This window comes from Pseudanabaena sp. PCC 6802 (assembly GCF_000332175.1).
GTDB lineage: Bacteria > Cyanobacteriota > Cyanobacteriia > Pseudanabaenales > Pseudanabaenaceae > PCC-6802.
Genome location: NZ_KB235914.1, coordinates 2,594,826 through 2,619,530, shown reverse-complemented (window position 1 = coordinate 2,619,530; position 24,705 = coordinate 2,594,826). Strand labels below are relative to the sequence as shown.

37 protein-coding genes and 1 pseudogene are annotated in these 24,705 nt (G+C 46.6%); 16 read left to right on the top strand and 22 right to left on the bottom strand.

The annotated features are described in order from the left end of the window. Window positions 1–38 precede the first annotated feature (38 nt). The gene (locus PSE6802_RS0117695; RefSeq protein ID WP_019501379.1) at window positions 39–1,013 is read left to right on the top strand and encodes a homogentisate phytyltransferase; all 975 of its coding nucleotides are present in this window, start codon (window positions 39–41) and stop codon (window positions 1,011–1,013) included. Here the strand turns inward: PSE6802_RS0117695 and PSE6802_RS0117690 are convergent. Together PSE6802_RS0117690 and PSE6802_RS29460 are read right to left on the bottom strand one after the other, a co-directional pair. Continuing rightward, window positions 1,006–2,223 carry a chromate transporter gene (locus PSE6802_RS0117690; protein WP_019501378.1) on the bottom strand — a complete coding sequence of 406 codons (1,218 nt, stop codon included), beginning with the start codon at window positions 2,221–2,223 and terminating at the stop codon, window positions 1,006–1,008. The genes PSE6802_RS0117695 and PSE6802_RS0117690 overlap by 8 nt on opposite strands. Before the next feature lie 137 nt (window positions 2,224–2,360). Beyond that, window positions 2,361–2,816, bottom strand: a complete 456-nt coding sequence (locus tag PSE6802_RS29460; protein WP_019501377.1) for a transposase — start codon at window positions 2,814–2,816, stop codon at window positions 2,361–2,363. A 450-nt stretch (window positions 2,817–3,266) separates the two neighbouring features. Between PSE6802_RS29460 and PSE6802_RS0117680 the strand changes: the two genes are divergently transcribed. Next, window positions 3,267–3,917 carry a DUF7003 family protein gene (locus tag PSE6802_RS0117680; protein WP_019501376.1) on the top strand — a complete coding sequence of 217 codons (651 nt, stop codon included), beginning with the start codon at window positions 3,267–3,269 and terminating at the stop codon, window positions 3,915–3,917. Window positions 3,918–4,051: 134 nt separating this feature from the next. Here the strand turns inward: PSE6802_RS0117680 and ltrA are convergent, their stop codons facing one another. Together ltrA and PSE6802_RS0117670 are read right to left on the bottom strand one after the other, a co-directional pair. Further along, window positions 4,052–5,362, bottom strand: a complete 1,311-nt coding sequence (gene ltrA, locus PSE6802_RS0117675; protein ID WP_019501375.1) for a group II intron reverse transcriptase/maturase — start codon at window positions 5,360–5,362, stop codon at window positions 4,052–4,054. Between the two features lie 423 nt (window positions 5,363–5,785). Further along, window positions 5,786–6,577, bottom strand: a complete 792-nt coding sequence (locus PSE6802_RS0117670) for an IS5 family transposase (RefSeq protein WP_019498649.1) — start codon at window positions 6,575–6,577, stop codon at window positions 5,786–5,788. Window positions 6,578–6,843: 266 nt separating this feature from the next. Here PSE6802_RS0117670 and PSE6802_RS0117665 point away from each other — a divergent pair, with 266 nt between their 5' ends. The 3 genes from PSE6802_RS0117665 (at window position 6,844) to PSE6802_RS0117655 (ending at window position 9,936) form a co-directional block, all read left to right on the top strand. Next, on the top strand, window positions 6,844–7,914 hold the full coding sequence (locus PSE6802_RS0117665; RefSeq protein WP_019501374.1) for an IS110 family RNA-guided transposase: 1,071 nt from the start codon (window positions 6,844–6,846) through the stop codon (window positions 7,912–7,914). Between the two features lie 315 nt (window positions 7,915–8,229). Beyond that, window positions 8,230–9,068 (top strand): IS5 family transposase gene (locus PSE6802_RS29455; RefSeq protein WP_156815411.1). Its coding sequence is split into 2 segments (ribosomal slippage): window positions 8,230–8,578 and window positions 8,578–9,068, totalling 840 coding nucleotides; the frame shifts between segments, so codons are not numbered across the junction. Window positions 9,069–9,408: 340 nt separating this feature from the next. Continuing rightward, window positions 9,409–9,936, top strand: coding sequence for a hypothetical protein (locus tag PSE6802_RS0117655; protein ID WP_156815577.1), 528 nt, complete (start codon window positions 9,409–9,411; stop codon window positions 9,934–9,936). Here PSE6802_RS0117655 and PSE6802_RS0117650 read toward each other — a convergent pair. Continuing rightward, window positions 9,896–11,089, bottom strand: coding sequence for a DNA cytosine methyltransferase (locus tag PSE6802_RS0117650; RefSeq protein ID WP_019501372.1), 1,194 nt, complete (start codon window positions 11,087–11,089; stop codon window positions 9,896–9,898). The genes PSE6802_RS0117655 and PSE6802_RS0117650 overlap by 41 nt on opposite strands. A gap of 89 nt (window positions 11,090–11,178) precedes the next feature. Here PSE6802_RS0117650 and PSE6802_RS35890 point away from each other — a divergent pair, with 89 nt between their 5' ends. Continuing rightward, the gene (locus PSE6802_RS35890) at window positions 11,179–11,403 is read left to right on the top strand and encodes a helix-turn-helix domain-containing protein (RefSeq protein WP_019501371.1); all 225 of its coding nucleotides are present in this window, start codon (window positions 11,179–11,181) and stop codon (window positions 11,401–11,403) included. Between the two features lie 115 nt (window positions 11,404–11,518). Here PSE6802_RS35890 and PSE6802_RS29450 read toward each other — a convergent pair. Then, window positions 11,519–12,204: pseudogene (locus tag PSE6802_RS29450) on the bottom strand (group II intron maturase-specific domain-containing protein); the annotation flags it as partial. On the opposite strand from PSE6802_RS29450, the gene PSE6802_RS0117635 reads away from it, so the two are divergent. Beyond that, complete coding sequence (locus PSE6802_RS0117635) at window positions 12,170–12,418, top strand: hypothetical protein (RefSeq protein WP_019501369.1); 249 nt, start codon at window positions 12,170–12,172, stop codon at window positions 12,416–12,418. The pseudogene PSE6802_RS29450 and the gene PSE6802_RS0117635 overlap by 35 nt on opposite strands. Window positions 12,419–12,429: 11 nt before the next feature. Here the strand turns inward: PSE6802_RS0117635 and PSE6802_RS29445 are convergent, their stop codons facing one another. The 6 genes from PSE6802_RS29445 to PSE6802_RS0117610 all read right to left on the bottom strand — a co-directional run bounded on the left by PSE6802_RS29445 (window position 12,430) and on the right by PSE6802_RS0117610 (window position 15,130). Then, window positions 12,430–12,681, bottom strand: a complete 252-nt coding sequence (locus PSE6802_RS29445; protein WP_019501368.1) for a type II toxin-antitoxin system HicB family antitoxin — start codon at window positions 12,679–12,681, stop codon at window positions 12,430–12,432. Then, on the bottom strand, window positions 12,678–12,866 hold the full coding sequence (locus tag PSE6802_RS32095; RefSeq protein WP_071592353.1) for a type II toxin-antitoxin system HicA family toxin: 189 nt from the start codon (window positions 12,864–12,866) through the stop codon (window positions 12,678–12,680). The genes PSE6802_RS29445 and PSE6802_RS32095 overlap by 4 nt, the downstream gene beginning before the upstream one ends. 59 nt (window positions 12,867–12,925) lie before the next feature. Then, window positions 12,926–13,765 carry an IS5 family transposase gene (locus PSE6802_RS0117625; protein ID WP_019498088.1) on the bottom strand — a complete coding sequence of 280 codons (840 nt, stop codon included), beginning with the start codon at window positions 13,763–13,765 and terminating at the stop codon, window positions 12,926–12,928. Between the two features lie 156 nt (window positions 13,766–13,921). Continuing rightward, a complete protein-coding gene (locus PSE6802_RS0117620) occupies window positions 13,922–14,347 on the bottom strand; it encodes a LexA family protein (protein ID WP_026103373.1) in 426 nt (141 codons plus the stop codon). A 53-nt stretch (window positions 14,348–14,400) separates the two neighbouring features. After that, the gene (locus tag PSE6802_RS0117615; protein ID WP_019501365.1) at window positions 14,401–14,724 is read right to left on the bottom strand and encodes a hypothetical protein; all 324 of its coding nucleotides are present in this window, start codon (window positions 14,722–14,724) and stop codon (window positions 14,401–14,403) included. Continuing rightward, window positions 14,684–15,130 carry a helix-turn-helix domain-containing protein gene (locus PSE6802_RS0117610; protein ID WP_019501364.1) on the bottom strand — a complete coding sequence of 149 codons (447 nt, stop codon included), beginning with the start codon at window positions 15,128–15,130 and terminating at the stop codon, window positions 14,684–14,686. Before PSE6802_RS0117610 ends, PSE6802_RS0117615 begins: the two co-directional genes overlap by 41 nt. A gap of 91 nt (window positions 15,131–15,221) precedes the next feature. On the opposite strand from PSE6802_RS0117610, the gene PSE6802_RS34280 reads away from it, so the two are divergent. The 6 genes from PSE6802_RS34280 (at window position 15,222) to PSE6802_RS0117580 (ending at window position 16,955) form a co-directional block, all read left to right on the top strand. After that, on the top strand, window positions 15,222–15,392 hold the full coding sequence (locus PSE6802_RS34280) for a hypothetical protein (RefSeq protein ID WP_193372415.1): 171 nt from the start codon (window positions 15,222–15,224) through the stop codon (window positions 15,390–15,392). Next, the gene (locus tag PSE6802_RS0117600; protein ID WP_019501362.1) at window positions 15,389–15,727 is read left to right on the top strand and encodes a hypothetical protein; all 339 of its coding nucleotides are present in this window, start codon (window positions 15,389–15,391) and stop codon (window positions 15,725–15,727) included. Before PSE6802_RS34280 ends, PSE6802_RS0117600 begins: the two co-directional genes overlap by 4 nt. Window positions 15,728–15,843: 116 nt before the next feature. Then, window positions 15,844–16,095: a hypothetical protein gene (locus tag PSE6802_RS34890; protein WP_019501361.1), complete on the top strand. Its 252-nt coding sequence runs from the start codon at window positions 15,844–15,846 to the stop codon at window positions 16,093–16,095. Beyond that, window positions 16,095–16,550 carry a hypothetical protein gene (locus tag PSE6802_RS0117590; RefSeq protein ID WP_019501360.1) on the top strand — a complete coding sequence of 152 codons (456 nt, stop codon included), beginning with the start codon at window positions 16,095–16,097 and terminating at the stop codon, window positions 16,548–16,550. Before PSE6802_RS34890 ends, PSE6802_RS0117590 begins: the two co-directional genes overlap by 1 nt. Next, on the top strand, window positions 16,547–16,693 hold the full coding sequence (locus PSE6802_RS33595) for a hypothetical protein (protein WP_019501359.1): 147 nt from the start codon (window positions 16,547–16,549) through the stop codon (window positions 16,691–16,693). The genes PSE6802_RS0117590 and PSE6802_RS33595 overlap by 4 nt, the downstream gene beginning before the upstream one ends. A gap of 16 nt (window positions 16,694–16,709) precedes the next feature. Next, on the top strand, window positions 16,710–16,955 hold the full coding sequence (locus tag PSE6802_RS0117580) for a hypothetical protein (protein ID WP_019501358.1): 246 nt from the start codon (window positions 16,710–16,712) through the stop codon (window positions 16,953–16,955). A 164-nt stretch (window positions 16,956–17,119) separates the two neighbouring features. Here PSE6802_RS0117580 and PSE6802_RS0117575 read toward each other — a convergent pair whose 3' ends face one another. From PSE6802_RS0117575 to PSE6802_RS33590, 6 genes are read right to left on the bottom strand one after another with little or no spacing between them, the layout of a single operon-like run. After that, the gene (locus tag PSE6802_RS0117575) at window positions 17,120–17,431 is read right to left on the bottom strand and encodes a hypothetical protein (RefSeq protein ID WP_019501357.1); all 312 of its coding nucleotides are present in this window, start codon (window positions 17,429–17,431) and stop codon (window positions 17,120–17,122) included. A gap of 5 nt (window positions 17,432–17,436) precedes the next feature. Then, a complete protein-coding gene (locus tag PSE6802_RS0117570; protein WP_019501356.1) occupies window positions 17,437–18,183 on the bottom strand; it encodes a DNA cytosine methyltransferase in 747 nt (248 codons plus the stop codon). Continuing rightward, window positions 18,183–18,638 (bottom strand): hypothetical protein, encoded by a 456-nt coding sequence (locus PSE6802_RS0117565; protein ID WP_019501355.1) that lies wholly within the window; start codon window positions 18,636–18,638, stop codon window positions 18,183–18,185. Before PSE6802_RS0117565 ends, PSE6802_RS0117570 begins: the two co-directional genes overlap by 1 nt. A 2-nt stretch (window positions 18,639–18,640) precedes the next feature. After that, window positions 18,641–19,531 (bottom strand): hypothetical protein, encoded by an 891-nt coding sequence (locus tag PSE6802_RS31260; protein WP_019501354.1) that lies wholly within the window; start codon window positions 19,529–19,531, stop codon window positions 18,641–18,643. Window positions 19,532–19,575: 44 nt separating this feature from the next. Continuing rightward, entirely contained in the window at window positions 19,576–20,010 is a 435-nt protein-coding gene (locus PSE6802_RS0117555) for a hypothetical protein (RefSeq protein ID WP_019501353.1), read from the bottom strand. Continuing rightward, entirely contained in the window at window positions 20,007–20,210 is a 204-nt protein-coding gene (locus PSE6802_RS33590; RefSeq protein ID WP_156815576.1) for a hypothetical protein, read from the bottom strand. The genes PSE6802_RS0117555 and PSE6802_RS33590 overlap by 4 nt, the downstream gene beginning before the upstream one ends. A gap of 51 nt (window positions 20,211–20,261) precedes the next feature. Between PSE6802_RS33590 and PSE6802_RS0117545 the strand changes: the two genes are divergently transcribed. Together PSE6802_RS0117545 and PSE6802_RS0117540 are read left to right on the top strand one after the other, a co-directional pair. Further along, on the top strand, window positions 20,262–20,678 hold the full coding sequence (locus tag PSE6802_RS0117545) for a helix-turn-helix domain-containing protein (RefSeq protein WP_019501351.1): 417 nt from the start codon (window positions 20,262–20,264) through the stop codon (window positions 20,676–20,678). 323 nt (window positions 20,679–21,001) lie between these two features. Beyond that, the gene (locus PSE6802_RS0117540; RefSeq protein WP_071592305.1) at window positions 21,002–21,424 is read left to right on the top strand and encodes a LexA family protein; all 423 of its coding nucleotides are present in this window, start codon (window positions 21,002–21,004) and stop codon (window positions 21,422–21,424) included. Window positions 21,425–21,633: 209 nt separating this feature from the next. Here PSE6802_RS0117540 and PSE6802_RS0117535 read toward each other — a convergent pair whose 3' ends face one another. From PSE6802_RS0117535 to PSE6802_RS0117520, 4 genes are all read right to left on the bottom strand, one after another. Beyond that, window positions 21,634–22,563: a DUF932 domain-containing protein gene (locus tag PSE6802_RS0117535; RefSeq protein WP_019501348.1), complete on the bottom strand. Its 930-nt coding sequence runs from the start codon at window positions 22,561–22,563 to the stop codon at window positions 21,634–21,636. A gap of 87 nt (window positions 22,564–22,650) precedes the next feature. Then, complete coding sequence (locus tag PSE6802_RS0117530) at window positions 22,651–23,202, bottom strand: hypothetical protein (protein ID WP_019501347.1); 552 nt, start codon at window positions 23,200–23,202, stop codon at window positions 22,651–22,653. Window positions 23,203–23,284: 82 nt separating this feature from the next. After that, entirely contained in the window at window positions 23,285–23,578 is a 294-nt protein-coding gene (locus PSE6802_RS0117525; protein ID WP_019501346.1) for a hypothetical protein, read from the bottom strand. 76 nt (window positions 23,579–23,654) lie between these two features. Next, entirely contained in the window at window positions 23,655–24,077 is a 423-nt protein-coding gene (locus PSE6802_RS0117520) for a hypothetical protein (RefSeq protein WP_019501345.1), read from the bottom strand. A 185-nt stretch (window positions 24,078–24,262) separates the two neighbouring features. Between PSE6802_RS0117520 and PSE6802_RS0117515 the strand changes: the two genes are divergently transcribed. Next, window positions 24,263–24,703 carry a hypothetical protein gene (locus PSE6802_RS0117515; RefSeq protein ID WP_019501344.1) on the top strand — a complete coding sequence of 147 codons (441 nt, stop codon included), beginning with the start codon at window positions 24,263–24,265 and terminating at the stop codon, window positions 24,701–24,703. The last annotated feature ends 2 nt before the right edge of the window (window positions 24,704–24,705 follow it).

The following is a 24,705-nucleotide window of genomic DNA, read 5'->3' as shown; positions in this document are numbered from 1 at the left end:
CGACTAAAACCCCTTCAGAACGCACTTACATTATCACCATGATTAGTCTGTTGTCATTGATGCTCCCGATTGCGACAAAACTAAACGCTCTGTGGCAATTCAGCCGTCCGCATACGGTTATTGGCACTACCTTGAGCGCGATCGCTTTATTTGCGATCGCCTTCAGCCAAGATGGGATGAACTTCGCCAATTTCCCCGATCGCTTCCCAGAATTAATATGGGCTATAGTCGCCTGTTTGGGCGGCAATGTTTATATCGTGGGGCTGAATCAACTGGAAGATATTGAAATTGACAAAATCAATAAACCGCATTTGCCACTTGCATCTGGTGCATTCAGTATTCAAGAAGCCAGGATTATAGTAGCAATAACGGGAATAGGGGCAGTGGCGATCGCGACTTGGCAAGGTGTATTTTTAGCTTTGACTGTAATCGTCAGCCTGCTAATTGGCACGGCTTATTCATTACCTCCTATTCGTCTCAAGAGATTTCCATTCTGGGCATCGCTTTGTATATTTGTGGTGCGAGGTGTCGTAATTAATTTGGGATTATTTCTACACTTCGATCGGGTATTAAATCAGCGCTCGGATATGTACCCCAATATTCCCAATGAGATCTGGTTGCTCACTATATTTGTTTTGATATTTACCTATGTAATTGCCATTTTTAAAGACATGCCCGACACCGAAGGCGATGCCAAATTTAATATCGCAACGCTATGCATTAACTGGGGGCAAAAAACAGTTTTTAATCTTTCCAGGCAAATTTTAATATGGCTTTATTTAGGTACTGTCCTGGCTAGCTCGTCCAGTTTAATTACTAATATTAATATCCCCATACTTGCGATTAGTCATATGAGTTTAGCCGCAGTCATGTGGTGGCAAAGTTTGCAAGTAGATTTAAGCGATCGCGCCGCCATCTCTACTTTTTATCAATTCATTTGGAAGCTCTTTTATCTGGAATATTTAATATTTCCGCTGGCATATATATTGCGATTCTCGTCTTCCTCTACCTGACTAGTTGGGATAGCAAGCCAATTAGCCCGCCTCCTACGACCAACCAGACGGAATTGACCTGAAAACGAAATAATGCTATGCAGCTAGCGATCACTATGCCCACCGTCATCCCATCAACTAAGGCCGCACGGCCTAACTGCCAGGTCACGACTGCCATCAGTCCTAACGAAGCAACGTTCGCGCCATCCAGAAAGCCAGATGCCCAGGGCGATCGCCGTAGTTTTGTTGCCCAAGGTTTGACGAGAGCAACCAGGACAAACGCAGGGAGGAATATGCCTATTGTGCCAGCGATCGCGCCCAGGTGACCTGCCAGCAAATAGCCGACAAAGGTGGCGGTTGTAAATACTGGGCCAGGCGTAATTTGACCGATCGCGATCGCATCGAGTAACTGCTGGGCAGTGAGCCAATGGGAACGTTCTACTAATTCCTGCTGTAAGAATGCCAGCAATACATAACCGCTACCATACAAAACCAGCCCGATTTTGAGAAAGAAGAAGAAAACTGCTATCCAGGTTGGTGGTGCGATTGCTGATGTCGCAATTGACGCTGAGGTAGCTATGGTGGCTACACTAGAAGCGAAATTTGCTGAAATGGGTAGGAATAGAAGAGAATTATGCCCTGTTGACTTCACAACTCGCCAACGGCTAATTAGCATGACTGCCAGACTAGCAATTAATAGTAAGAGAATCTCATTGCTACCCCAAAAGGAGAAAATGGCAACTACCAGCCCCGCACAAAGTGTTTGTATATTTTTGATGGCCGACCTGCCCAATTTCCATAACGCTTGCAATACGATCGCGGCGATCGCGGGTTTCACGCCATATAACAGCCAACCAACTTCAGGTAAAGAGCGATATTGTGCGTAAATTATTGCTAGCGCCCATACCATGAGCATCGCAGGTAAAATAAAACAGATGCCAGCTACGAGTAACCCCTGCCATCCCGCTCTTTCCAGTCCGATATGAATTGCTAATTCCGTGGAATTCGGTCCAGGAATCAAACTTGTAATTCCCAGTAAATCCAATAACTTCTCTCGATCCATCCACTGTCGCCGTTTGACCACCTCATCATCCATCATGGCAATATGAGCGGCTGGGCCGCCGAAGGCAATAATGCCCAGCTTGCCAAAGACTGATGCTAGCTCTAGCAATCGCTCTCTCTTTGCCAAAGGTTCGGTTAGGGGTTGCAGATCTTCAGTATCCTGACTCATAATTGCTTTTCTATTCTGTCCGATCTACATATAGCGGTTTTCAGATCGTAAAGAGAAGGGGGGTTGGGGGCGTTGCCCCCAAGAAGGGGTTCCACCCCTTCACCCAAAAAATAAAACCCGTTCTCAACTGAAAAGTGCTATATCTCGGCAGGCGCAGTCTTGTAACCCTGGATAAATCCATCCACCATCCGTCTGCGCATCGCGGCCACTTCCGCTTTGCCAACATGATTTTCCAGTCGCGTTATCGTCGGTTGGCTTGCCAGTAAATCTTGCTCCGCAATTGGCAGTCGGTCACAAGCTATTTTGTAAATGGGGTCGTGCCACAACACATTACTATCATTGGCATCTTCATACCCTCCTACAATCTGATACACCCGTTGACTGACTAACTGATAGAGGCTATGCCTGATTTTGTGCGGGTCGCGCCATTCCTCAATACAATCTGATATCCCCCGACAAACTTGCACTTGTGCTTCTGCTTGTCGGGCAAGCAATATACCCGCATCTGAACTTAATTCTAGACCTGAAAATCGAACGACTAGCGGTCGTCGCGAGTAAAAATCATAGGGCAGTTCCAAATTACACTCTGTCATGGCAAAATAGACGTACAAAAATTCTAGAAAGATTGATTCTAAAACGTTTCAAGCTTTTTTTTTTGCCCTTTTTCTTGTTTCTTATGAATTATTCAGGTTAGACTGAAATTATCTATCTAGATCGCCTATACGGGATGTTACCCAGCAAAAATCTGTCTAACACACCCAAATGGGCGATTAGGCTGAAATGCTCTGGCTAATCACCTTTACGGGGTAGTTAGGCAGAAAAAGTCTGGCTAATCGTCTTAATTAGGTGGTTAGGTAGAAAAAATCAGTCTAAGAACCCATTTGGGAAGTCAAGAAAAGCTTCTTTTAGTCACATTGCTACCATGTAAGAAGTCAGCATTTCAGTACCATACATCCCCTGAAGCAGCAAAAAATACTAAGTATTTATACTTTCTTAAATGAGTTCTAATATATAGTTATCTTGCTAGTGAAAGATTCTAAAAGATGCCTACCTTTTTTGTGAGAGATATTCTCAATTTGGTTGATACTTCATTTAAGTACGATTATCAACTAAGTAATCATAATTATGATGTTGCGTCTGCTCGACTAACTGCCTTCAATAGTGATGCTGGCTGGGTAATATTTCTTGAGAAACTAGTGAGTTGGCCTGCATCTATGGGAATTATGCTTTTAACCGATGCATGTGGAACAATTTTAGACGGATTTGATGGAACGTTTAGCCCCTTAATTAGTGTTGATTTTGGTAACTATGAAATTGACGATGATGGAGGGATGATTCCCCCTGAGCAAATTGATGTCTGTATCCGAAATATTGAGTTCCAAGTTAAAGGCTCTGATGTTCCCCTGTTGGCTAATAAGGAATTCGATTACAATTTGCTGCTTCATCTCCTGCCTAACTATCGTCAAGATATGCTGCACACTGATGCGGAGTTTCAGTGCTATATCAAGGGTGCTTCCAAGCAAAAAATTATCCAACTTGATAATTGGTTCCACGACGGTAATTGGAATCTCAAACCAAGCGATACAGAGGTTTATCAATTAATTTGTGAGGTAATAGCTACTGGTAATCCAAAAGTTTATAAGCCTACTAAATCCCCCAACACTGACTCTTGGAAAAATTTTCTGAAATTTTAAAATAACCTGTTGCTGCACCACAAAGATAGATAATCGGGTCGAGAAGGGTGTTTAGCCCTTCCCTCCCACACCACCCGGCATGCGGGTCCGCACCGGGCGGTTCATAATCGCCGCGCAAACAAACCTCAAGAAAATCAGGCATAACCCTGGACTTTCATCCAAAGTTCTCGCACTGAAAGCCAACCCTGTAACTGTAACCACTGATTCGTCATTCCCGTATGGGTTGCCAGAGTCTTTGACAAACGCCAATAGCCTTTGCGACTAATGCCGGTCAAAATCGCCTGTCGTTTACTAGTGCCTAGAGCCAGCAGATGTCGGATACGAGTGCGAGGTCTGCGCCACTGTTTCCAGTAACACATACGAATTCGTCGCCGCAACCAACCATCCAACTGCTCAATTGGACTGTAATGCTGGGAAATGCCGTAGTAGTTCATCCAACCTCGTAAGTATCGGTTCAACCGTTCCATGCGGTACTCCATTGAAACACCCCAACTACGTGACGTTAAGCCCCGCAGTCGATGTATGAAATCCCGATAGGCTTGGTCTGACCACCAAATCCGAATTCCTCGGAACGTAAATCCCAGAAATTCTAATTTGTCAGTCCTGACCACACGACTTTTCTGCCGATTTACTTTGAGCTTCAGCTTTTGGCTGAGGTACTGACTGATATTAGCCATTACCCTAGTCCCTGCCCGTCTACTTTTGACTAGTATGACCAGGTCATCCATATAGCGAGCAAAGCGATGTCCTCTGGCCTCTAACTCTTTGTCGAGGTCATCCAACAAGATGTTGGCGAGCAACGGTGACAGTGGCGACCCTTGTGGAGTGCCCCAATCCGTTGCCGCGAAAGTGTGACCGACCATAACTCCTGCTCGCAGATACCGTCCGATTAAACCCAGAAGTACCTTATCGGTTACTTTCCGAGCAATGCGGGACATCAGCATGTCGTGGTCTACATTGTCAAAGAATTTCTCCAAATCAATGTCTACCGCAACTTGATACCCTGCTTTGATGGCGGACTTTACCTGCCGAATTGCTCCGTGGGCAGATCGCTTGGGTCGGCTGCCATAGCTTGAGTCCGAAAATCCTGGCTCAAACATTGGCGATAACACTTGTAGAATGGCTTGTTGGATTACCCGGTCTATGACACAAGGTATTCCTAGCTTTCTCTCGCCGCCTCTTGGCTTTGGTATTACTACCTGTCGCACTGGCTGCGGTTGATACGTACCATCCTTCAGGGAAGCGCGAATCTCTGTCCAATGCTCCCTTGCATAGTCGAGGAAATCTCCTATAGTCATACCGTCGATTCCGGCTGCTCCTTGGTTCGATTTCACCCTTCCCCATGCCTGTTGCACATTGTTGCGCTCTAATATTCGCGCCATTAGGTTGTCTAAGGCTGGCTTTATGTCAGCACGCCATCCGTCATCTCCCCCGGTCGGGTTCATCGATGCGTCTGAGTTGTTCATTGCTCCTCCTTATGGCAATTATGTTCTGTCCTTCGTCCTGGATTGGACTACTATGACTTCTGCTGACTTCTGCAAGGCTTGACACCAAGAGTTCCCTCTTAGTGGGCTGTCCTTTTTGCTTTAGGGTTCTGTGGCTTCCTAACCGTTTCCGGCTCTTACCTCATTCAGACTCCCTTTACTCTTAGAACCGCAACCTTACAGACCTCCCCAGATAAGAACGTGAACTGTCCCGCCGCAACCGTGTCATTTACTGTGCCCCTTGAACCAGAGGTTTTGTTGTGTTGTGCCAACTCACCCAGGGGTCTCAGCCTTCTATGACATTTCTGTTCGTCGGCTCGTCGGTTTGCTATCCGGCTTCCTTCAAACACTTCCTCGCGAAAGCACTCTTGCCTTAGAACCCATTTAGGAAGTCGCAGTTGCCAGATTTCTTAGCATTTTGCGGATTAAAGCCAAGTAAATAAACGATTCAGACATTTGCTCATAAAATTCATAATCCTTGCTTAGTCTACGACAATTACCTAACCAAGCAAAGGTTCGCTCTACCACCCAACGCTTTGACTCCACTACAAAACCTTTCTGATTGTCTGCCCGTTTGCTAACTTCCCAAAGCCATCCGAAGTTGTCGTTGACCCATTGTGTGATTTCATCACCAGAGAATCCAGCATCAACCAGAATTTTCTCTAATCGTGGTAATGGAGATGTGAGATTCTGTAACAACTGCTTAGCTCCTGCTCTTTCACCGATGTTAGCTGCACACACCAACACCTTTACAACTAAGCCCAAGGTGTCAACCATAGCGAAGCGTTTTCTGCCCTTGATTTGCTTACCGCCATCAAAACCTCGACTGCCCGCACTTTCTGTTGTCTTCACACTCTGGCTATCGATACTCACCAAGCTTGGGGTCGCCTCTTTACTAACCTTTTCCCTAAATTGTTGGCTCAATTTGCGATTAATCTCCTCCAGTAGCCCAGTTCTTTCCCACCTTTGCCAGTAGAAATAGACCGTTGAGTAAGGCGGAAAGTCATGGGGTAGATTCTGCCATGTACAACCATTTTTGAGTATATAGAAAATGGCATTCAGTAACTCTCGCATATTTGTTTTGGGTGGCCTACCCCATTTTGATGGTTTGGGTAGCATGGGTGCGATAATTTCCCATTCTTGGTTGGATAAATCGGTATTATAGGATCGGCGCATCTCTTCAGGTTTATACTAGACTTCATCAGTATTTATACCTGCTTTTGGTGCGCCTTTTACTTCCTAAATGGCTTCTTAAGCTAGTAGTGGTCGTCACTCGGATCTGTAAATTGATCATTTGGACGCTGGTTCTCCTACAGGGGACTTTCACCCCATTAGTTCACGCCCATGCTGTTCCTATGATGGATTGTAAAGCGCTCAACAAGGTGCGAACCTGAAGGTAGGAATGTATTAACCTCTCTAATTCGGAGTCAAGGAGTAGCAACATGAAAAAAGATGCTAAGGTGATATCTTACGTTGGCAAAGAAGTCTTTATTGGAATTGATGTGCATAAAAAGACCTATGCTGTCGTTGCCAAAGTAGAGGGAGAAGTAGTCAAGAAATGGACAACAGCAGCATCCCCTCAAACTCTATCCCTACAACTCATTAAATATTTTGATGGAGCCACCATCCATACTGCCTATGAAGCTGGGTTTTCAGGGTTTGTTCTACATCGAGAACTTAAGAAGCATGGAATCCAGAATCTAGTGGTGAATGCATCATGGGTTGAAGTTTCCGTCAATGACCGCGTCAAGACCGATAAACGAGATGCGCTCAAATTATCCACCCTGCTGGAAGTAAGGCGATTAAAGGGAATCCGCATTCCCAGTGAGGTAGAAGAAGCCCATCGGTTGCTGAGTCGCACCAGACAACAGCTTGTCGAAGATCGCACTGCTGTCAAAAACAAAATCAGGATGAAGTTTCACCAGTTTGGGCTGATTGATGATGATGAGACCCGCCAGATGACCCACATACTCGTCGATGAGCTTCTGGAAAATGCTCCATCAAAAGAATTAACGATTGCGATTAACGCCTACTGGAGCGTTTGGAGAAATCTAGATGAGGAAATTAAGAAGATTGAGGAAGAACTGAAGCATCAAGCTAAAGAAGACCCCAACGAAAAGACCTACCGCTCCGCCCCTGGCGTTGGGCCACTGTCTGCTCGGATCTTGTCAAATGAACTGGGGAATATGTGCCAATTTAAGAATGAACGTCAGTTGTTCTCATTTACAGGTCTAACCCCCAGTGAACATTCTAGTGGTGAAACGATCCGTCGAGGTCACATCAGTCGCCAAGGCAATAGTCGAGTTAGAGGGATATTAATCGAGATCGCATGGAGAGCGATTGGGAAAGATAAAACACTGGCTGATTTTTTTGAGAGGCTTTATCCTAGAACCGGAAAGACCAAAGCCATCGTTGCCGTCGCTCGGAAACTTATTGGTCGGATTCGCGCAGCCTTTCAAAAAAGAGAGCACTACCAAAAAGAATTTCTTGTTGCGGAAACTCCAGCAGCTTAACCTCCAGGAAAATTCATTAATGTAGTACAGCACTAGAAAAAACTCATTACAAAAGATACATCGACAAATTTTCCTGCTGTGACCGCGTTGTTCGCCCAGTGAGCATTTTTTGACCACGTCATGCTGTTTGCGGCACAGCAACCTTTATAACGAATGAGGAATGTGTAGCATTGTTACGATGATGACTACGAATGACTGGTTGTCGAGAGGGTTCTTTTATTAGACCTCTTGCAGATTAGGTTGAGGTTGAGTTGCCAAAGAACCCCAAGATAGGAAAATATCAGGACATAGCAATAACGAAAAAGCGTCCTGATGATGAACTATATAATAGCGCAAACCCTACCTGCTGCACACTTTAAGCGTCGATTTGGTATCGAGACTAATACGTTCAAAGCAATTGTGAAAGTGCTTAAACCAGAGTGGCGAGCAACGCCAACACCTGGAGCCAAGCCTAAACTCGGACTAGAAGACCGCATATTGGTTGCCTTCGAGTATTGGCGGGAATATCGCACCTACTTTCACATCGCCACTAGTTGGGGCATCAGCGAGTCTACAGTTTGTCGAATAGTGCATTGGGTAGAGGAGACTTTAATCCGCTCACGTCGCTTTCGACTACCTGGGAAGCGCCAGTTGGTGCGGGGCTTTGGGATACCTACAGTCGCGACGTTGATGTGACTGAAACTCGCATTGAGCGTCCTAAGCGGCACCAACGTGCCTTTTATAGCGGCAAACAGAAAGGGCACACGCTCAAATGTCAACTCATAATTGACGCTCTTACTGGGCAGATTATCTGTACGTTTTTCGGCAAGGGGCGACGGCATGATTTCAAGCTGTTCAAAGCTTCTGGCATCCATTTCCATCCTCAAACCGAGAGTTTGCAGGACAAGGGTTATCAAGGCATCCAGAAACTGCATCTCTACTGCCGCTTACCCCACAAGAAACCGAAAGGTGGTCAGCTTACGCCCGAGCAGAAAGCGTTCAACCGCCAACTTGCGCGCCAACGGGTTGGCATTGAGCATGTTAATCGCCGCTTGAAGATCTTCCGCATCTTATCTGGACGCTATCGCAATCGTCGTCACCGCTTTGGTTTGCGTTGCAATCTAATTGCTGGTCTCTACAATTTTGAACGCTCTCAAGGCTCCTCAGTTGGCTAATTTGCAAGAGGTCTATTGAGTTACGAACTTTCAGTAGAGTAATACAAGAGGATGGGGATAATTTGAACCTTATTAAAATTCGATGCTGGAAATGCTGAAAGTTCTGATTCGGCTTAATTTTGTTTGAAATTTATTTGTTTTCTTCATTTTTCGGTTGACAATCCACATGACTGGGCGTACACACATCATTGGAGCGGACAATATTGAGATATTGCAGTGTTGAGTTGGAGGTGATCTATTGCCGCTCAATTCGACCGTTATACAGCGAAAGTTTGACCAGAGTGACACATTCTTGCATATACTCATCCTCGGCGTGTAGCATTTATTGAGGGTGATTTGTGTGCCAAATCTTCAAGTTCAAGAAGCTTACTCTTTTTACAGAGCATACATTCTCGAATATAGCCAGAATAAAGCCGAAATTTATGAACGGTACGGCTTCTCTTTACAAGGAAGTGTAGGCTCAAAAGATTGGGAGGTGTTTGCTGCAATTTTACTGAATGATAGAGCACGAAGAGGAGACGGAGCAGATTTGATGAATTATGAAGTTAAGTCTGCTGTTATTGGAGGCAGCTTTGAGTACCAGTATCACAGAAATCGTGGGTTGGACAAACTAACAGATGACAGAGATGTAGATCACATCTTTGTCGCTAGAAGCGAAACATATACAAATGTTGAAATTTGGCTGGTCGAGCGTACCAAGATGATTTCCACGTTTGACAAATGGTTACCCGAATTAGTTCAAAACTATGAAACTGCGGACAGACAGAGGTTTCGACGTTCGGTAACTTATGGCTTTGTCAGGAGTCAAGGTGTTCGACTGTTAGAAATCAGCAATGGAGAGCTAACGTATTTTCTTGAAGCGCCTTAACTAAAGTACTAAAGACATTTTCAGCGATCCAGGTAATGACAGGTACGCAAACAGCATCACCAAATCCAGTCAAAGCTTGATTGATTTGTGATGGAATGGGGTAGTTATCTGGCACGCCCTGTAGTCTTGCATACTCACGAGGTGTCATAAGGCGCATTTTGATAGTTCCTTGTCCAACTCTGACTAACATTTGCCGACTACTGCCGCCTCTAGCAGTTCTTAAGCAACCTGCAATGCCATCCTTTCTAAGTTCTGCTCGTTGCTTTCCTATTCGTACCCGCCGATACATTGTGCAATAAGAGTAATACGGTAAATTCTGGAATTCCTTTAGATAATTTAGATTGACAGGCGACATCATGCTCAAATGGCGATTCACTTCATCATTTAGCCACCAACGAACATCATCGTTGGGTACATGTTCCACAATACAACTCACATTTGTTTTTACCTTTTCAGGCAGTGATGGAACTTCTACAAAATGCCAACGCAAATCCTGATTAGCCATGACTGCTTTTTCAAGTGCCTTGGTCTTAAGTGAGGGAGAACGTTTTAAAAGAGTGAGTATGTTCTGATCTGAATGGGAAGTATGCACCCCAATAACAAAGATGCGAGGTCTACTTTGAGGCACAAAATGTGCTGCATCGATAGCGTAAACATCACAAGCATAACCCAACCTATTCAATTCCTGAATCGTGATTCGGAAGTCCTGACCATTATTTGAAGTAAGCCACCCTGTTACATTCTCTAGCATTACGAGGTATGGTTTACTTGCTTGATTTTCAAGAATTTGAGTAAACCCCCAAAAAGCGCTAGAATGTTCGCCGCTAATGCCCTTCAAGTTGCCTGCCAAGGATAAATCGATACATGGAAATGAAGCTGTTGCAAGTAGTGTATTAGGAACATCAGCATGACAAATAGAAAAAATATCTTGAACCTTGTAATGCTGGCTTGCATCTCTGAAATGAGCAGAATACATTTCAAATTTGTCGTGTGCCCAATCATTTGCAAAAACGACTTTCCAGCCCATTTTCTCTAGTCCCAATCTTACCAGCCCAATTCCTGCAAAGTACTCTGCACAAGTAAGGGAATTACAAGAGGCTGCAATATCACTCACGGTGGAAAGAGCCTTGTGATTTGTTACGGAAAGGGGCATAGTGCTTAAGGTACCAATGTATTTCGAGATTTCATAGCTATTGCTATGAGAGTTTAGCGTTAATTGCGTTGCTTAGTCAATTAAGTTTTATGAAGAGGTTTGGAGAAAAACTATACCAACTGAGAATTCAGCGCGGATTGACGCTGACAGATTTAGGTAAGATGCTAGATGTGCATAATACCTTTGTATCGCAATTAGAGAAAGGGAGAAGAGTCCCTAATGCTGAGATGATACTGAAGGTAGCAGACATTTTTGGTCTGACTACTGATCAACTAATGCGCGATGAGCTGGACTTGCCAGTAGATAGTCCTTGAAAACACTGTATAATCGGGTCGAGAAGGGTGTTTAGTCCTTCCCTCCCACACCACCCGGCGTGCGGGTCCGCACCGGGCGGTTCATAATTGCCGCGCAAACAAACCCAAAGGAAAATCAGGCATAACCCTGGACTTTCATCCAAAGATCTCGCACTGAAAGCCAACCCTGTTGCTGTAACCACTGATTCGACATACCCGTATGGGTCGCCAGAGTCTTTGACAAACGCCAATAGCCTTTGCGACTAATGCCCGTCAAAATCGCCTGTCGCTTACTAGTTCCTAATGCCAGCAGATGGCGAATACGGGTGCGAGGTCTGCGCCACTGTTTCCAATAACACATACGAATCCGTCGCCGCAACCAACCATCCAACTGCTCAATCGGACTGTAATGCTGGGAAATGCCGTAGTAGTTCATCCAGCCTCGTAAGTATCGGTTCAATCGTTCCATGCGGTACTCCATCGAAACACCCCAACTACGAGACGTTAATCCGCGCAGTCGATGCACGAAATCGCGATAGGCTTGGTCAGACCACCAAATCCGAATGCCTCGAAATACAAATCCCAGGAACTCTAATTTGTCAGTCCTCACCACACGACTCTTCTGCCGATTCACTTTGAGCTTCAGCTTTTGGCTCAAGTACTGGCTGATATTCGCCATCACCCTAGTCCCTGCCCGCCTACTTTTGACCAAGATTACCAGGTCATCCATATACCGTGCAAAGCGATGCCCTCTTGCTTCTAGCTCTTTGTCGGCGACCCTTGTGGAGTGCCCCAATCTGTTGCCTGGAAAGTGTGCCCGACATTACTGGTCAACGGGATTCGAGTCGAGCGTATCCACAACCTAAATCTGTTTAAATTTACGCCAGAACTTGGCGATCGCATGAACGAACTACTCGAAAAGAAAAAAGCTGACACGCTAACTTCAGAGGGATCCGCAGAACTAGATGCCATTGGCGAGCTAGATACGATCTTCAGCTACATCAATGCCATTACTGCCGCACAGCCGCAAACATAACGATGATTCGGTCATGCAGTTTCTAGCTCAGGAATAGTTAGCTCAAGGATTATACTAGCAGGGGTGCTGAGTTCGTGAAGGTGAGAAGGCATAGGAATCGGATCGCCATATTCCCGCATAACTTCTATATGTCCCGCGATCGCTTCCTTCATGTTTTGTTCGATTTCAGCGATCGTGCTGCCAGTAGTCACGCATCCTGGTAAATCTGGCACATAAGCCGAGTAGTTATCTTTAGCTTTTTCGATGATAATTGTGTATTTCATGGCTTCAGTCCTGCTTGCTTAAAAATGCTGTTGAGCGTACCTAGAGGCAAATCGTCAGAAAACTTACCTGGCACTGTTACAGTTCCCGACTTAATTGAATGTCGGTAATGTCTGTGACTGCCTCTCGTCCTTACTAAGAGCCATCCATCAGCTTCTAGCAGTTTGATGACCTCTCGTACTTTCATTGTCATTTATCTAGACCATGCATAGCGATTCATACCGTGGAGATTAGACCTCTTGCAAATTAGCCAACTGAGGAGCCTTGAGAGCGTTCAAAATTGTAGAGACCAGCAATTAGATTGCAACGCAAACCAAAGCGGTGACGACGATTGCGATAGCGTCCAGATAAGATGCGGAAGATCTTCAAGCGGCGATTAACATGCTCAATGCCAACCCGTTGGCGCGCAAGTTGGCGGTTGAACGCTTTCTGCTCAGGCGTAAGCTGACCACCTTTCGGTTTCTTGTGGGGTAAGCGGCAGTAGAGATGCAGTTTCTGGATGCCTTGATAACCCTTGTCCTGCAAACTCTCGGTTTGAGGATGGAAATGGATGCCAGAAGCTTTGAACAGCTTGAAATCATGCCGTCGCCCCTTGCCGAAAAACGTACAGATAATCTGCCCAGTAAGAGCGTCAATTATGAGTTGACATTTGAGCGTGTGCCCTTTCTGTTTGCCGCTATAAAAGGCACGTTGGTGCCGCTTAGGACGCTCAATGCGAGTTTCAGTCACATCAACGATCGCGACTGTAGGTATCCCAAAGCCCCGCACCAACTGGCGCTTCCCAGGTAGTCGAAAGCGACGTGAGCGGATTAAAGTCTCCTCTACCCAATGCACTATTCGACAAACTGTAGACTCGCTGATGCCCCAACTAGTGGCGATGTGAAAGTAGGTGCGATATTCCCGCCAATACTCGAAGGCAACCAATATGCGGTCTTCTAGTCCGAGTTTAGGCTTGGCTCCAGGTGTTGGCGTTGCTCGCCACTCTGGTTTAAGCACTTTCACAATTGCTTTGAACGTATTAGTCTCGATACCAAATCGACGCTTAAAGTGTGCAGCAGGTAGGGTTTGCGCTATTATATAGTTCATCATCAGGACGCTTTTTCGTTATTGCTATGTCCTGATATTTTCCTATCTTGGGGTTCTTTGGCAACTCAACCTCAACCTAATCTGCAAGAGGTCTATTGTCTACACTTAAATAGTAACCAATTGCTCGGTAAGAAAAAAGCGTATCGCCCATTAAAATCACACGTAACTCCGCAACATCCACACAATTGCCCCCTGAATCGTACAGTCTGTTTCAGGATGAATCGAAATAGGATCGTAATTCGGGTTCTCCGGCACCAACTTCACCTGACCATCATGCATATACAAACGCTTGATTGTCTCCTCTCCATCGATCAGAGCCACCACAATCTTGTCATGGGTCGGTTCAATTGCACTATCGACAAGAACAATGTCCCCATCACACAGACCAGCCCCAATCATCGAATCGCCAGATACCCTTACTGCAAATGTATTCGATGGATGCTCGACAAACCAGCGAGGTACATCAATGTATCTTTCCACATAGTCATCTGCCTTTGACGGCAACCCAGCCGAAACAGGGCACAGATAAAGCGGTAATCGAATCAGCGCCGAGAAATCAATATCTAAAGGTATAAGAGTCATAATCTATCGTACAAAATTCATGTTTATATCAAAACATAAAAATTTGTAAGAATCTACCTTTTTTTCATCTGTCGCAAGGGAATTTTGACAAGATCGCTCAAGTCTATCTCTACCCGTTCCAACCTGAATCCCTTGCCAGGAGGCTCAAGCAGCACAGGTAGATGTCTGTAAACAATCTCCCCATTAATCGTAATTTTTTCCAAACAATCGTACTTCAACAAGAGCGCATCGAGTCTGGATTTGAGGTTTCTTGCCACCGACTCAGAGCAAGAGATCGTTAGCGATCGCTCGTCCTCCACCACGCGATCGCAAATCCGTAGATACCTTTCGATATCCTCAAATCTTATTTTTGCTGCCTTTAGCTCTTTTCGCCTCATTGAATTCCTCGATCAGCACTTCAACGAATTCCTTCAAATTGCCCACCTCAGTTGCGAGAAGTTCCCGCTCATCCTTCAAAAGTTCGACCTCAGCCAAAAGCTGCTCGTACTTCTCCTCTAGCGTAGCAAGGCGATCGCCTAAATCCCCAGTTGCAGGTTGCACCTCTGGCAGGGGTAGCGCAAACAATCTCAACGTATCCTGCACGGACTCCCCCCGATAAGCAGCGATCGCATTCATTTGCCTGCCCGTCACCGCATCCACCTTGCCGTGGACGTAGCGGTTAATCGTTGCATGAGTCGTGCCAAGCTCTTTCGCCACGCGATTCTGACTGGACTTAGCCACCTCAGCCGCAATCCATGCCTGAAACCTTACCTTATCAATTTTTACGCGCTGGTCATCATACATATCTTAAGAGCGATCGCAGAGTCTAAGTACATGTTGACGCATGTACGCACAAAAAGTAATATTGTGTACATATACACTCTTATACATAATTATGTCGCGATCGTTCAAGACAACTAAAACGGACATTTCGGTTGAGGTGCACGATTACCTCAAGCAAGTGTCTGCGCGGACGGGCATCCCCATTCGTCGCATCATCGATGATGGCGTTCTCCCCTACGCCCAGAAGCTAGAACAGCTATTTGCGGAGGGGGTAAAGGTATGAGTACTCGTCTCAAACCCTTACTCCCCCTCGACCCAACGCTACGGCAACGCGCGATCGGTGTTACCACTCGCCTGATGACTGAATTTACCAAGAGCGATCGGCATTGCGTTCCCGTTGGCAAGTACGCGCAGGAAGTTTGCAAAATCTTCCGCATTCCCCTATTGCCCAAGGAATCGCCTATTCAAGTTGCCGTGAAAAAACTGGAGGAGTGGCGCTCTCAAGTCAATTTCCGCACGGTTATCGATGCAGACATCGAAGCGGTGCTGCCGCAGTTGGAAAGTCTGGTCAAAACCATCCGCCTGGCGATCGGCAGCAAGATCGTCACCATTTTTTAAATACCGCAGAGAGTCCTGCCAAAACCTCTGTAGAAACGAGAAATAGGGAAAAACCTCGCGGCGGCGGCGCTTGGAAAAATCTGGCTGAAACCTTCAAAAATTTCTGCTGGCAACAGGTGGACAAGCTACCCCATCGCCCCGCCGATCCGATCGCCTGGATACTCTCGCGTCTCGAACACCTGGAAGCTGAGTTCCAGAGGCTCTATCCACAAACAGCTTTACAAGATAGCCGCCATGCCGAATGGGAGTCAATCCTTAGCGATCCGTTCAAAGGCATGACACACCTGCTCACAGTCGGCATAGACCAAACTTCACCTGAATACGAAGAGCGATATCAGTTTGCCGTTGCCTACCAGAGGAGGCGGTAATGAGTGACGAATACGAAAAGCTCATAGCAATTCCAGCCTCTCCGCGATCAGATCGCGATGTCCGCCCTCAGTGGAAATGCTTCTGCTGTTGCGACGGGGGACTGGTCGATAACCCCTATCCGAGCCAGTTAGTTAGCGGGAAGAACGGCAAACCCTTCATCTGTCAGCGTCTCGCCTGCAAAGCGGGGGAAAAGTATAGGAATGCTTACTTTGCCACTGATGCCCAGCGTCAGGACCACGCTCAAAAGTATGGCGGTGAGGCCATGACTCAGGCAGAGTATCAAGCTCAATGGGACGTTCGCCTCACAGTTGCCCACTGCGAACAGATGCACCTCTGGCACAAAAGGCAATGGGACACCTGGGCGCAAGAGCGATCGCAAAGGCTCAACTACGGGCAAGCAATCTCTAGCCTGAATCAGCAGTTATCCATGCCAATCGAGAAGGAGCGTAGATGAAACACCTCGATTTATTCTCTGCCATCGGTGGCTTTAGCCTTGCTGCGCTCGGCAAGACTGTTGTTCCTGCTGTAGCAGCGGCGGTACGCATCCCGAAGGGAATCGCCCTGCAAAGAGTTTTGTATCTCGATTCAGTTATCTAGAAGTTGAGCAAATAAAATGTTTGTAGATAAGTACACAGCCGCAAAAATCACTGGTCTTTCTGCGGAAACCCTTAAAAAGGCTCGCTTATCTGGGAATCTCAAAGAAGGCATCCACTTCGTTAAGCTAAACTCTCGCACCATTCGATATAACGATGAGCTACTTCAAGACTGGATGCAAAACCGCCATGACGAACGCGCTCACCAACGAGCGATCGAGATTTACCAAGCTAGCCTGCTAAGCAATAGGAAGAAAAAGAGGTAAAAATTGAGTACGTTTTGAGTACGCAACTTACCTCTTCTTCTTAAAACCAATCGGAGCGAAAGGATTTGAACCTTCGACCCCCACTACCCCAAAGTGGTTTGATGACCCGCAAAGAGTTGACTGAATATGATTTTTAGGTGTTATCAATAGTAAGTATACCAATTTTATACAAGTTTTCTAGCTCTTACTTTGGGCTTATTGCTGGGTAGTGAGGCTAGGTAGTTATCAACTGCACGTTGATGAACACTTGGGTTTGGCTGGGTAGCTACAAAATCCCTGAGTAGTTCAGCATTGTAACGTACACATCTGCTGCCGAAGCGCACCCAGTGAATGCCTTCAACCAACTTCCCGCTAAGCCGCCAGTCGCGCAGGGTTAATGCTGAAAGTCCAGCGATCCTCGATGCTTCATGCTTATCACACCATTCCTGTAAGGATGGCAGAGTAACAATACTATTTTGTTCGATCATCTGTGCCATTTTCCTTACCTCAAATTTTCCAAGTACAAAACACGTTGCAGGGCGATCGCCGCTACGGCAGGGACAACTGCGTTGCCGATCGCTGCAAGTCTGTCCAATCTTCTGGAAAGCCCATGAGCCACTCCACAAATTGGGGGTTTAAGACTTCGCCAGGGGGCAAGTATGGTTTGATTTCCTGCACCAGACCGAATCCCTGCGATGCCGTTGGGGTCGGTAACAGCCGCAATTTGCGATCTAACTTGGTTTGACCAGGGCGGTGCTTGCCCGCATAGGCTACTGGCGTAGGCAGCCACAAAGATGCGTTCGCGTAGATGGGGTGCTCCGACTGCCGCTGCCGATAGGATTTCCACATCGAAGCGATAGCCCAATTGGCAGAGTCCTTGCAAAACTTCGGCAAGTCCACCTGTGTAGAAAGCTCCTTTGACGTTTTCCCAAATGACAAATCTGGGCTTTGCTGCCTCGATGATTCGGAGCATCTCGAACCAGAGTCCTGAGCGACTGCCTGCAATTCCCGTGCGTTTGCCAGCGAGGCTGAGGTCTTGGCAGGGAGATCCACCCGTGATGAGGTCGAATTGGTTTGGCTTGGCATGGAAAGTCCTGATATCTCTGTGGATGGGGATGGTGGGGAAGTTTTTTCGTAGAACATGGCAGCAGTAGGAGTTGATTTCGACAAATTGCACGGTCTCAATGCCGAGCGATTGGGCTGCGAGGGTAAACCCGCCGATGCCAGCGAACAGATCGAGATGCTTCATCAAGATTCCTTGCCATTGGGCATTGATAGTTTCTGGGTGAGGCTAGAAATTGGTTGCCCGTAGTTGAGCCGTTTAGATCTCTGGGCTGCGTGTTTATCCCAATCCGCCTTGTGCCATAGGTGCATCTGTTCGCAGTGGGCAGCAGTAAGGCGCATGTCCCACTGAGCTTGATACTCACGACTTGACATGGCTTCCCCGCCGTGCTTTTTGGCATATTCCTGCCGTTGAGCATCAGATAGATAATAGGCAGTGTGGTATTTTTTCCCTTCCTCACAATCTGGTCGCTGACAGATGAATGGCTTGCCATTTTCCCCTAGTACAAAATTGCTGAGGTATGGGTTAGATACCTTGCCAGAGTCGCAGCAACAAAAGCATTTCCACGGCGGTCTGACTGAACGATCTCGGACTGGTGCAGGAATCGCAGATATTATGGGCAAGTTTTCTTGAGTTTCCATAGCTACCTCCTGAAGGCAAAGTTGTAGCGTTCTTCGTATTCGGGACAGTCAGACGGTACTTGTGACATGAGGTAGCTAACCCCACGCATGGGATCGTCGAGGATCGCTTGCCACTCGGCATATCTGCTGTCTGGTGAGGCAGTTTGCGGGTAGAGTCTTTCGTATTCAGCTTCCAGGTGTTCGAGGCGCGAGAGTATCCAGGCAATTGGATCGGCGGGACGGTGAGGTAGCTTGTCTACCTGCTGCCAGCAGAAGTTTTTGAAGGTGTCATCCAGGGTTGACCAAATGCTGGAGGCGCGGCGAGATTTATCTTTACTTCTGGATTCCACAGAGGTTTTGTCAATGGGTTTTGAGAGATCTATAAAATTTTCAAAATTCTCTCTCTCCACATTTTTTGTGGGCGCAGACAGAGAGAGATATTTTTTAATTCCTTCTTCGTGGAATTCATTATTTATATGTGTGCGATTGCCCATAAATGGTTCGCCCATTTGTGGTAAACCTGAAAGTGGCTGAGGTGCTTTTGTAGCAAGCGGTAGAGTAAGCTGTTCGACTGGCTCAGGCTGCTGAATTTTTCGACCTTCAGGCAGTGGATCGATGGGTAAGGGACGCTCGTATACTTCGTAGTCCCAAGATTGAAATTGTCCCGATGGCGATCGCGTGATGACGCGGCGCACGTAACCAAAATTGATTAGCTCGTCGATCGCAGAGCGGATAGCAGAGATCCCATCTTTGACGCGATCGGCGATCCAGTTAAGATCGAAGTGCCAATCTGAGGGAAAGCTGAGCAAGTAGCTGTGCAAGCCGTGGGCGCGGAAGGACAAGCGCTCGTCGCGCAAAATGTCGTTGTCAATTTGCGTAAAGCGGTTGCTGTGAATGGCATGAATGACGGTCATAAATTACACTCCAGTTCTAAAATCAGTTGTTTTGGGGTTAGGGATTAGTCAACATAGGGATCGTCACCTTCTGGCATGTGTAGGGGACGCGGGTTGGTATTACGCTCCTTTGGACAGCGATGGTTGTGTGACCGCTTGCGCTGTTCGCGGGTGATAATTTTGCTGCCAATCGCTAAGCGGATTGTCTTAACCAAACTTTCCAACTGAGGCAAAACCGCCTCGATGTCCGCGTCAGTGACCGTGCGGAAATTGACCTGAGCGCGCCACTGCTCAAGTTTTTTGACAGCAACAGTTACAGGCGCTTCTTTGGGCAACAGGGGAATGCGGAAGATTTTGCAGACTTCCTGAGCGTATTTGGCGACAGGAATGCGGTACTTACCACCCTTGGTAAACTCGGTCATCAGACGTGTGGCAACACCGATCGCTCTTTGCCTGAGCGTTGGATCGAGGGGCAACAAGGGTTTTGCTGGAGTATTCATCTTGAAGCTGCCTCCTCAAACTTGCGAGCCATGGCATCGAGCTTGCGGGCGCATTCGCGGTTAATCAGCGCTTGTACCTCGTCCCTGATAGATTTTGGGATGCGGATCATCTCGGTTTCTCCTGACTTGAAGATTTGTGGTCGTCTTTCTGCGGTCATCACTGTATACCTGCTACTAGCATGATGTAGACAGACTAGCATTTATTCTACGTTTATGGCAAGATATATGCCTGTCACTAGCAGGTTAGATGCATGGATCTCCAAAAATGGGTGCAATCGGAAGTAGACAAGCACGGCTCTGCTAATCGGTTTGCGGCTATTCTGGGCGTGGCTCGGCAAGCGGTTAGCGATTGGCTATCGGGTAAAAAGTTACTGAAGGATCGTTCGATTGAGGCGATCGCTCAATATATGGGCAAGACTCCTGAGGAGGTGCGGCGGCAATTTAACCTGGAGGATTTTGCCGCGTATCAGTCAAAGGCGCGGACGCGGGACAAGAGTTTGCCCAAGGGACAAGGGGCTAAACTAGAAGCAGAAAATCGGCAGATCAAGAAAGAGATTGACGAGCTGCGCGAGGCGATTGAGGATTTAACTGTTGTTGTAAAAGAATTGGTGGCACGCGATGGAACCAAGAGAAATATGGGCACCAAAACAAAGATTCAAGAGCCTTGACCTTCTGCTTGGTTTAAGCGATTGCTCTTTGCAAGGTCGTTGTTTAACGATTTGCTGTTCTGATGCGATCGCGGAAAAGTTAAAGGTAAAGCTAGATATTTTGCTGCTTCGATTCGGACAATTGGAGTCAATTTTCATCAACGATCAGGTTGTGTATAGATTCTTACCTGTGGTTCTCGATCCACCAAAACGGGAGGTCAGACTCGAACGGGTGGAGATAGATTTGACAAAATGTGTAAAAATTCCATTTTTTAAGATGAAAAGGGACTAGATTATCTGTTTTTTTTGTGCTTTGATAAAAGTACAATATTCCGAGACTTTTTATGAATATCGATCCTTCTGATATCGATTTATCGATACAGGTACGATTACCGCTGTTCTTGTGCCATGTTTCGGCGGGACAGCCTTCATCTACTGACGATTGCATCCAGGATTACGTTATGATTCCTGGTGGTCTGGTGCCCTACCCTGCGACGACTTTTGCGTTACAGGTGGCTGGGGATTCGATGAGCGGTGTTGGCATCATCGATAGAGATCTCGTTTTCGTGAATAAAGCTGTCGAACCCGTACATGGCAGGATTGTGGTGGCGGTGGTGAATGGCGAACAGACAATCAAACGGCTGTACAGCCATGCTGGGAAGGTCAAGCTTTTGCCTGAGAATCCTGACTATCAGCCAATTCCGATTCATCCTGAGATGGATTTGATCGTCCAAGGAGTAGTGACAGGTCTGTACAGACCCTATTAATTGTTGTGTTTGGGGTGGTAAGTGTCGAGGAGCGGTTTCCGTGACGAACACGGTCGGGGGAGTGGTGCGCCCGCGATGGGTGGGTGGGTTAAGGGCGCAAAGATTTGAACGAGCGAAGCTCACCACATCCCATATCCCATCGTTTCTGACTGAGCAAAGTTTGTGGGTTGCTTTCGTGTAGGGGATGTTGCACGCATCCCCTTAAAAATTTACAGATGGACAGATACAAGTTGCTGTATAAAAGCTTCCTGCTTCTGCTTTCTGCTGCCATAACACAAGCTAGAAAATGCAGTCTCAAGGCTACCTCTAACAGGCGAGTGCCAGTTGATGTACTCTTTTACCGATTCGAGCAATCCATAGGCGGTGTTGTAGGCAGACAGTAAATCGCTGCCTTGTCCTTCACCGAGAAATAGCTTGAGGCAAGTTTGTACGATCTTGGGCTGCTCCGCTAGAGGTTTGTTAGGATCGCCAAAGGCTTTAATGAGATGAAGCTCTGCTTCCTGTTTGGTAAGAGCAACATCGGCAAGGCGATTCGATATATTCTCGTAGTCTCTAACCGTCTTGAGTGCATGAGTCAGAATGCCAGCAATGCGAGACGCTACGCTAGCGCGCCCGCGCGTTTCGCTGTTGTAATTCGAGACGTGGTTGATAATTTGCTGTCTCTGGCGTACAGGTCTGGTCATGCCATTGGTGCAGACAAGCCGATTAAAGTACAGATCGATCTGCAATCCCCTACCGCACTCGTGCGATTCGGTAATCATCAAGTGGGTCTCTGTGATATCGCCTACTTTCTTCACGTCGATTTCGATGGGTAGTTTGGTGAAAGCAAAAAGCTCTTTCCCTGCTTTGAGACAACCGATGCGATCGATTTGCAAGTCGTTCTGTTCGCAGAAAGTATGGAAAGTTTCGAGGATCTGGCGATTTTGGAAAGGCTTACGCCATTTTCCATAGATGCTTAGCATTTGTTGCGTATCGCTGCGATAGGCGGCAAGGTATTCTTCGGTCGAGCAGTCATCACCATAGCTAATCGGTGAAAGTTCAACTGTCCAATCAAGTCCAGCCTCTTTTAGCTGTTCGTCGATGGTCATGCCCGATGTAATAGGTGTTCCTAAGTTGCGATACCAAGTTCTAACTGTCATAGTTTTATTCCTGAATGTTTTGATGTCGTCTTGAAAGTCAATAGAAAAGTGGTAGTTTTTGTTGGAGAACTACCAAACTCAAACAAGCTATTTCTCAGCAGCCACAGCATCAAGGCAAACCATTTCGCGAGTGCCATTCGTGTCGGCAAGTTCAGGTTTGCTCTGTATGAAAGCTGCAATCAATTCGAGTTGCTTCTTCTCAGCCGCCGTCTTACGCTCTCTCCAGTCGAACTTGACAGACTTGTAGGGCTGACCTTGAGCGTTCGTGTGGCTCAGGAACGAAAGCATAAAGATGCCCTCTGCGGGTTCGCCGTTCTCCATCAAGCGAGTGATAGTTTGGGCAAACTGAGCCAGCGATCGCGTTTTGATGTAGCTCACGCACACCGTATTTGCAGGGAGAATCTTGCTGGCTGGGGCTGGCACAAAGAAAATTTGCAGCCATTCAGCTTGCTTGGTTTTGCCTAAATCGCCGAAGTAACGAGCGACTTTGATAATCGAAATTTCGAGCGAGTCACCCAGAAACTCATTCTCACTCAAGGCGATCTGCCCAGTTTGGCAGTTGAGCCTCACAGCAAAGGGCTGTGGAGGGAGAAAAATAGCGTCTTGGGGTTTAGTCCCAAAAACAGTCAGTGCGGTCATCGTTTGGTTTTCCTTGTGATTGCATAGAATTGATTGATTTAGCAGCGGCTTTTAATGTCATCACTGCAATCGGACAGTTGAATTACCAGTTGCCATAAGCCAGTTCGGTGGCTAGCCTATGGCGTTCCTCTTGTTCGTCAAGCCATAACTCGTATTCTTGCCAGTCTTCTTCAGTTGGTTGAGGCTCTGGCAGAGGAACAGCTTTGGCAAAGTAGCCAGTGTTTTTGCCATCCGACCAATATGTATCGAAATCAACGATTAGATAGTGGGTTTCAGTGCGATCGAAGTCATCCTCATAGATGTATTCGTGATAGGGCAGAACGGGAACGCGATCGCGGTTACGAGCCGATTGAAACTGCGTGCAAGAAGTAATCATCGTGGTATCTTAGAAATATGTTTTGATGTCGTCTTGAGCGAGCGCCTTTTTCGTCTTGCTCAGGACGATTTTGTTATTACTGCGCTGCCAGATATGAGCGCAGATCTGTATAGCCGAGTTGAGCTAGAACGGCATACCCGTGCTTACAGCATCCACGCCCGAAGAATCTCACCTGGTTTTGGTAGTCCTCGCACTCGCAGACCAAACCAGAAGCGATCGCCTGCACCTGATAGAAAGTACCCTTTGACTCGTTGCGAACCGTGAAACGAGAACGATCAAAAGCATGGCGAGTAACAGTCAAACCTCTAGCTTCAGCCTTACGGCGATCTACAAAATGCTGAGTGAATAGCTTTTTAGACAAGAATTTTGGACGTTGCCCCTTGATGTAAACCCAAATAACCTTTGTGAACACATCGAATTTGACTACTGCACTTGCAGCAACATTGAGAACACGAGCGATCGCTGAAGAAGAGTAGAGAATATTTTGAGAAGTGACCATGTTTGGAAGTCCATTTATTGAATAGTTTATATAAATATTATATGCTGCCAGCCAATAGCTAGCAAGACTTAGTCTATTTGTAGTACCTATTAAAGAAGGTTCTTGTATAGGTAATGCATATCTAGCGAGTATCTATCAAATATCTGGTGATGGTACAATAGAAACAGTTAGATCGATGAAATCAAATGCATGTAGTCGGAATCACTGGAACTCGTAAACTACCTGAGAGCGAAGTGGCAAAAGCCACAAGAGAATTGAGATCGCTACTCGATAAAGCCACTAAACTACACGTAGGAGATGCCACAGGAATAGACGCGATCGCCCACAAATGCGCAAACGCGGGGATGGAAATAGAACTACATAAGACAGAAGGCAGAAAGCCCTACCAACTTCAGCAACGCAGTAAAAAAATGGTAGATGCTCTCATTGCTGACAATGGAATTCTCCATGCTTTCCCAAATAAACCCTGCCCTGCTGGCGTGACAGTAAACTCTTGGGCTGGGTCTGGAACTTGGGGGACAGTACGATATGCGATCTCGCTTGGAGTCCCTTTAGAACTGCACTGGCTGATCGAACCATGCGATCTACCAGATTGGATGCTGGAAAAGCAGCTAACTCTGATTTAATG

Bases quoted from the DNA above. Each gene is read 5' to 3' on its own strand.
- PSE6802_RS0117515 (WP_019501344.1), top strand. From the start codon at position 24,263: ATGCATGTAGTCGGAATCACTGGAACTCGTAAACTACCTGAGAGCGAA.
- PSE6802_RS0117625 (WP_019498088.1), bottom strand. From the start codon at position 13,765: ATGAACTATATAATAGCGCAAACCCTACCTGCTGCACACTTTAAGCGT.
- PSE6802_RS0117525 (WP_019501346.1), bottom strand. From the start codon at position 23,578: ATGATTACTTCTTGCACGCAGTTTCAATCGGCTCGTAACCGCGATCGC.
- PSE6802_RS0117615 (WP_019501365.1), bottom strand. From the start codon at position 14,724: ATGAGGCGAAAAGAGCTAAAGGCAGCAAAAATAAGATTTGAGGATATC.
- PSE6802_RS0117565 (WP_019501355.1), bottom strand. From the start codon at position 18,638: ATGGAAACTCAAGAAAACTTGCCCATAATATCTGCGATTCCTGCACCA.
- PSE6802_RS0117530 (WP_019501347.1), bottom strand. From the start codon at position 23,202: ATGACCGCACTGACTGTTTTTGGGACTAAACCCCAAGACGCTATTTTT.
- PSE6802_RS34280 (WP_193372415.1), top strand. From the start codon at position 15,222: ATGTCGCGATCGTTCAAGACAACTAAAACGGACATTTCGGTTGAGGTG.
- PSE6802_RS33595 (WP_019501359.1), top strand. From the start codon at position 16,547: ATGAAACACCTCGATTTATTCTCTGCCATCGGTGGCTTTAGCCTTGCT.
- PSE6802_RS0117545 (WP_019501351.1), top strand. From the start codon at position 20,262: ATGGATCTCCAAAAATGGGTGCAATCGGAAGTAGACAAGCACGGCTCT.
- PSE6802_RS0117570 (WP_019501356.1), bottom strand. From the start codon at position 18,183: ATGAAGCATCTCGATCTGTTCGCTGGCATCGGCGGGTTTACCCTCGCA.
- PSE6802_RS0117535 (WP_019501348.1), bottom strand. From the start codon at position 22,563: ATGACAGTTAGAACTTGGTATCGCAACTTAGGAACACCTATTACATCG.
- PSE6802_RS0117695 (WP_019501379.1), top strand. From the start codon at position 39: ATGATTAGTCTGTTGTCATTGATGCTCCCGATTGCGACAAAACTAAAC.
- PSE6802_RS29460 (WP_019501377.1), bottom strand. From the start codon at position 2,816: ATGACAGAGTGTAATTTGGAACTGCCCTATGATTTTTACTCGCGACGA.
- PSE6802_RS35890 (WP_019501371.1), top strand. From the start codon at position 11,179: ATGAAGAGGTTTGGAGAAAAACTATACCAACTGAGAATTCAGCGCGGA.
- PSE6802_RS33590 (WP_156815576.1), bottom strand. From the start codon at position 20,210: ATGCTAGTCTGTCTACATCATGCTAGTAGCAGGTATACAGTGATGACC.
- PSE6802_RS0117520 (WP_019501345.1), bottom strand. From the start codon at position 24,077: ATGGTCACTTCTCAAAATATTCTCTACTCTTCTTCAGCGATCGCTCGT.
- PSE6802_RS32095 (WP_071592353.1), bottom strand. From the start codon at position 12,866: ATGAAAGTACGAGAGGTCATCAAACTGCTAGAAGCTGATGGATGGCTC.
- PSE6802_RS0117590 (WP_019501360.1), top strand. From the start codon at position 16,095: ATGAGTGACGAATACGAAAAGCTCATAGCAATTCCAGCCTCTCCGCGA.
- PSE6802_RS0117600 (WP_019501362.1), top strand. From the start codon at position 15,389: ATGAGTACTCGTCTCAAACCCTTACTCCCCCTCGACCCAACGCTACGG.
- PSE6802_RS0117690 (WP_019501378.1), bottom strand. From the start codon at position 2,223: ATGAGTCAGGATACTGAAGATCTGCAACCCCTAACCGAACCTTTGGCA.
- PSE6802_RS31260 (WP_019501354.1), bottom strand. From the start codon at position 19,531: ATGACCGTCATTCATGCCATTCACAGCAACCGCTTTACGCAAATTGAC.
- PSE6802_RS0117650 (WP_019501372.1), bottom strand. From the start codon at position 11,089: ATGCCCCTTTCCGTAACAAATCACAAGGCTCTTTCCACCGTGAGTGAT.
- PSE6802_RS29445 (WP_019501368.1), bottom strand. From the start codon at position 12,681: ATGAAATACACAATTATCATCGAAAAAGCTAAAGATAACTACTCGGCT.
- ltrA (WP_019501375.1), bottom strand. From the start codon at position 5,362: ATGAACCCGACCGGGGGAGATGACGGATGGCGTGCTGACATAAAGCCA.
- PSE6802_RS0117580 (WP_019501358.1), top strand. From the start codon at position 16,710: ATGTTTGTAGATAAGTACACAGCCGCAAAAATCACTGGTCTTTCTGCG.
- PSE6802_RS0117670 (WP_019498649.1), bottom strand. From the start codon at position 6,577: ATGCGCCGATCCTATAATACCGATTTATCCAACCAAGAATGGGAAATT.
- PSE6802_RS0117555 (WP_019501353.1), bottom strand. From the start codon at position 20,010: ATGAATACTCCAGCAAAACCCTTGTTGCCCCTCGATCCAACGCTCAGG.
- PSE6802_RS0117540 (WP_071592305.1), top strand. From the start codon at position 21,002: ATGAATATCGATCCTTCTGATATCGATTTATCGATACAGGTACGATTA.
- PSE6802_RS0117665 (WP_019501374.1), top strand. From the start codon at position 6,844: ATGAAAAAAGATGCTAAGGTGATATCTTACGTTGGCAAAGAAGTCTTT.
- PSE6802_RS0117610 (WP_019501364.1), bottom strand. From the start codon at position 15,130: ATGTATGATGACCAGCGCGTAAAAATTGATAAGGTAAGGTTTCAGGCA.
- PSE6802_RS0117620 (WP_026103373.1), bottom strand. From the start codon at position 14,347: ATGACTCTTATACCTTTAGATATTGATTTCTCGGCGCTGATTCGATTA.
- PSE6802_RS0117575 (WP_019501357.1), bottom strand. From the start codon at position 17,431: ATGGCACAGATGATCGAACAAAATAGTATTGTTACTCTGCCATCCTTA.
- PSE6802_RS0117680 (WP_019501376.1), top strand. From the start codon at position 3,267: ATGCCTACCTTTTTTGTGAGAGATATTCTCAATTTGGTTGATACTTCA.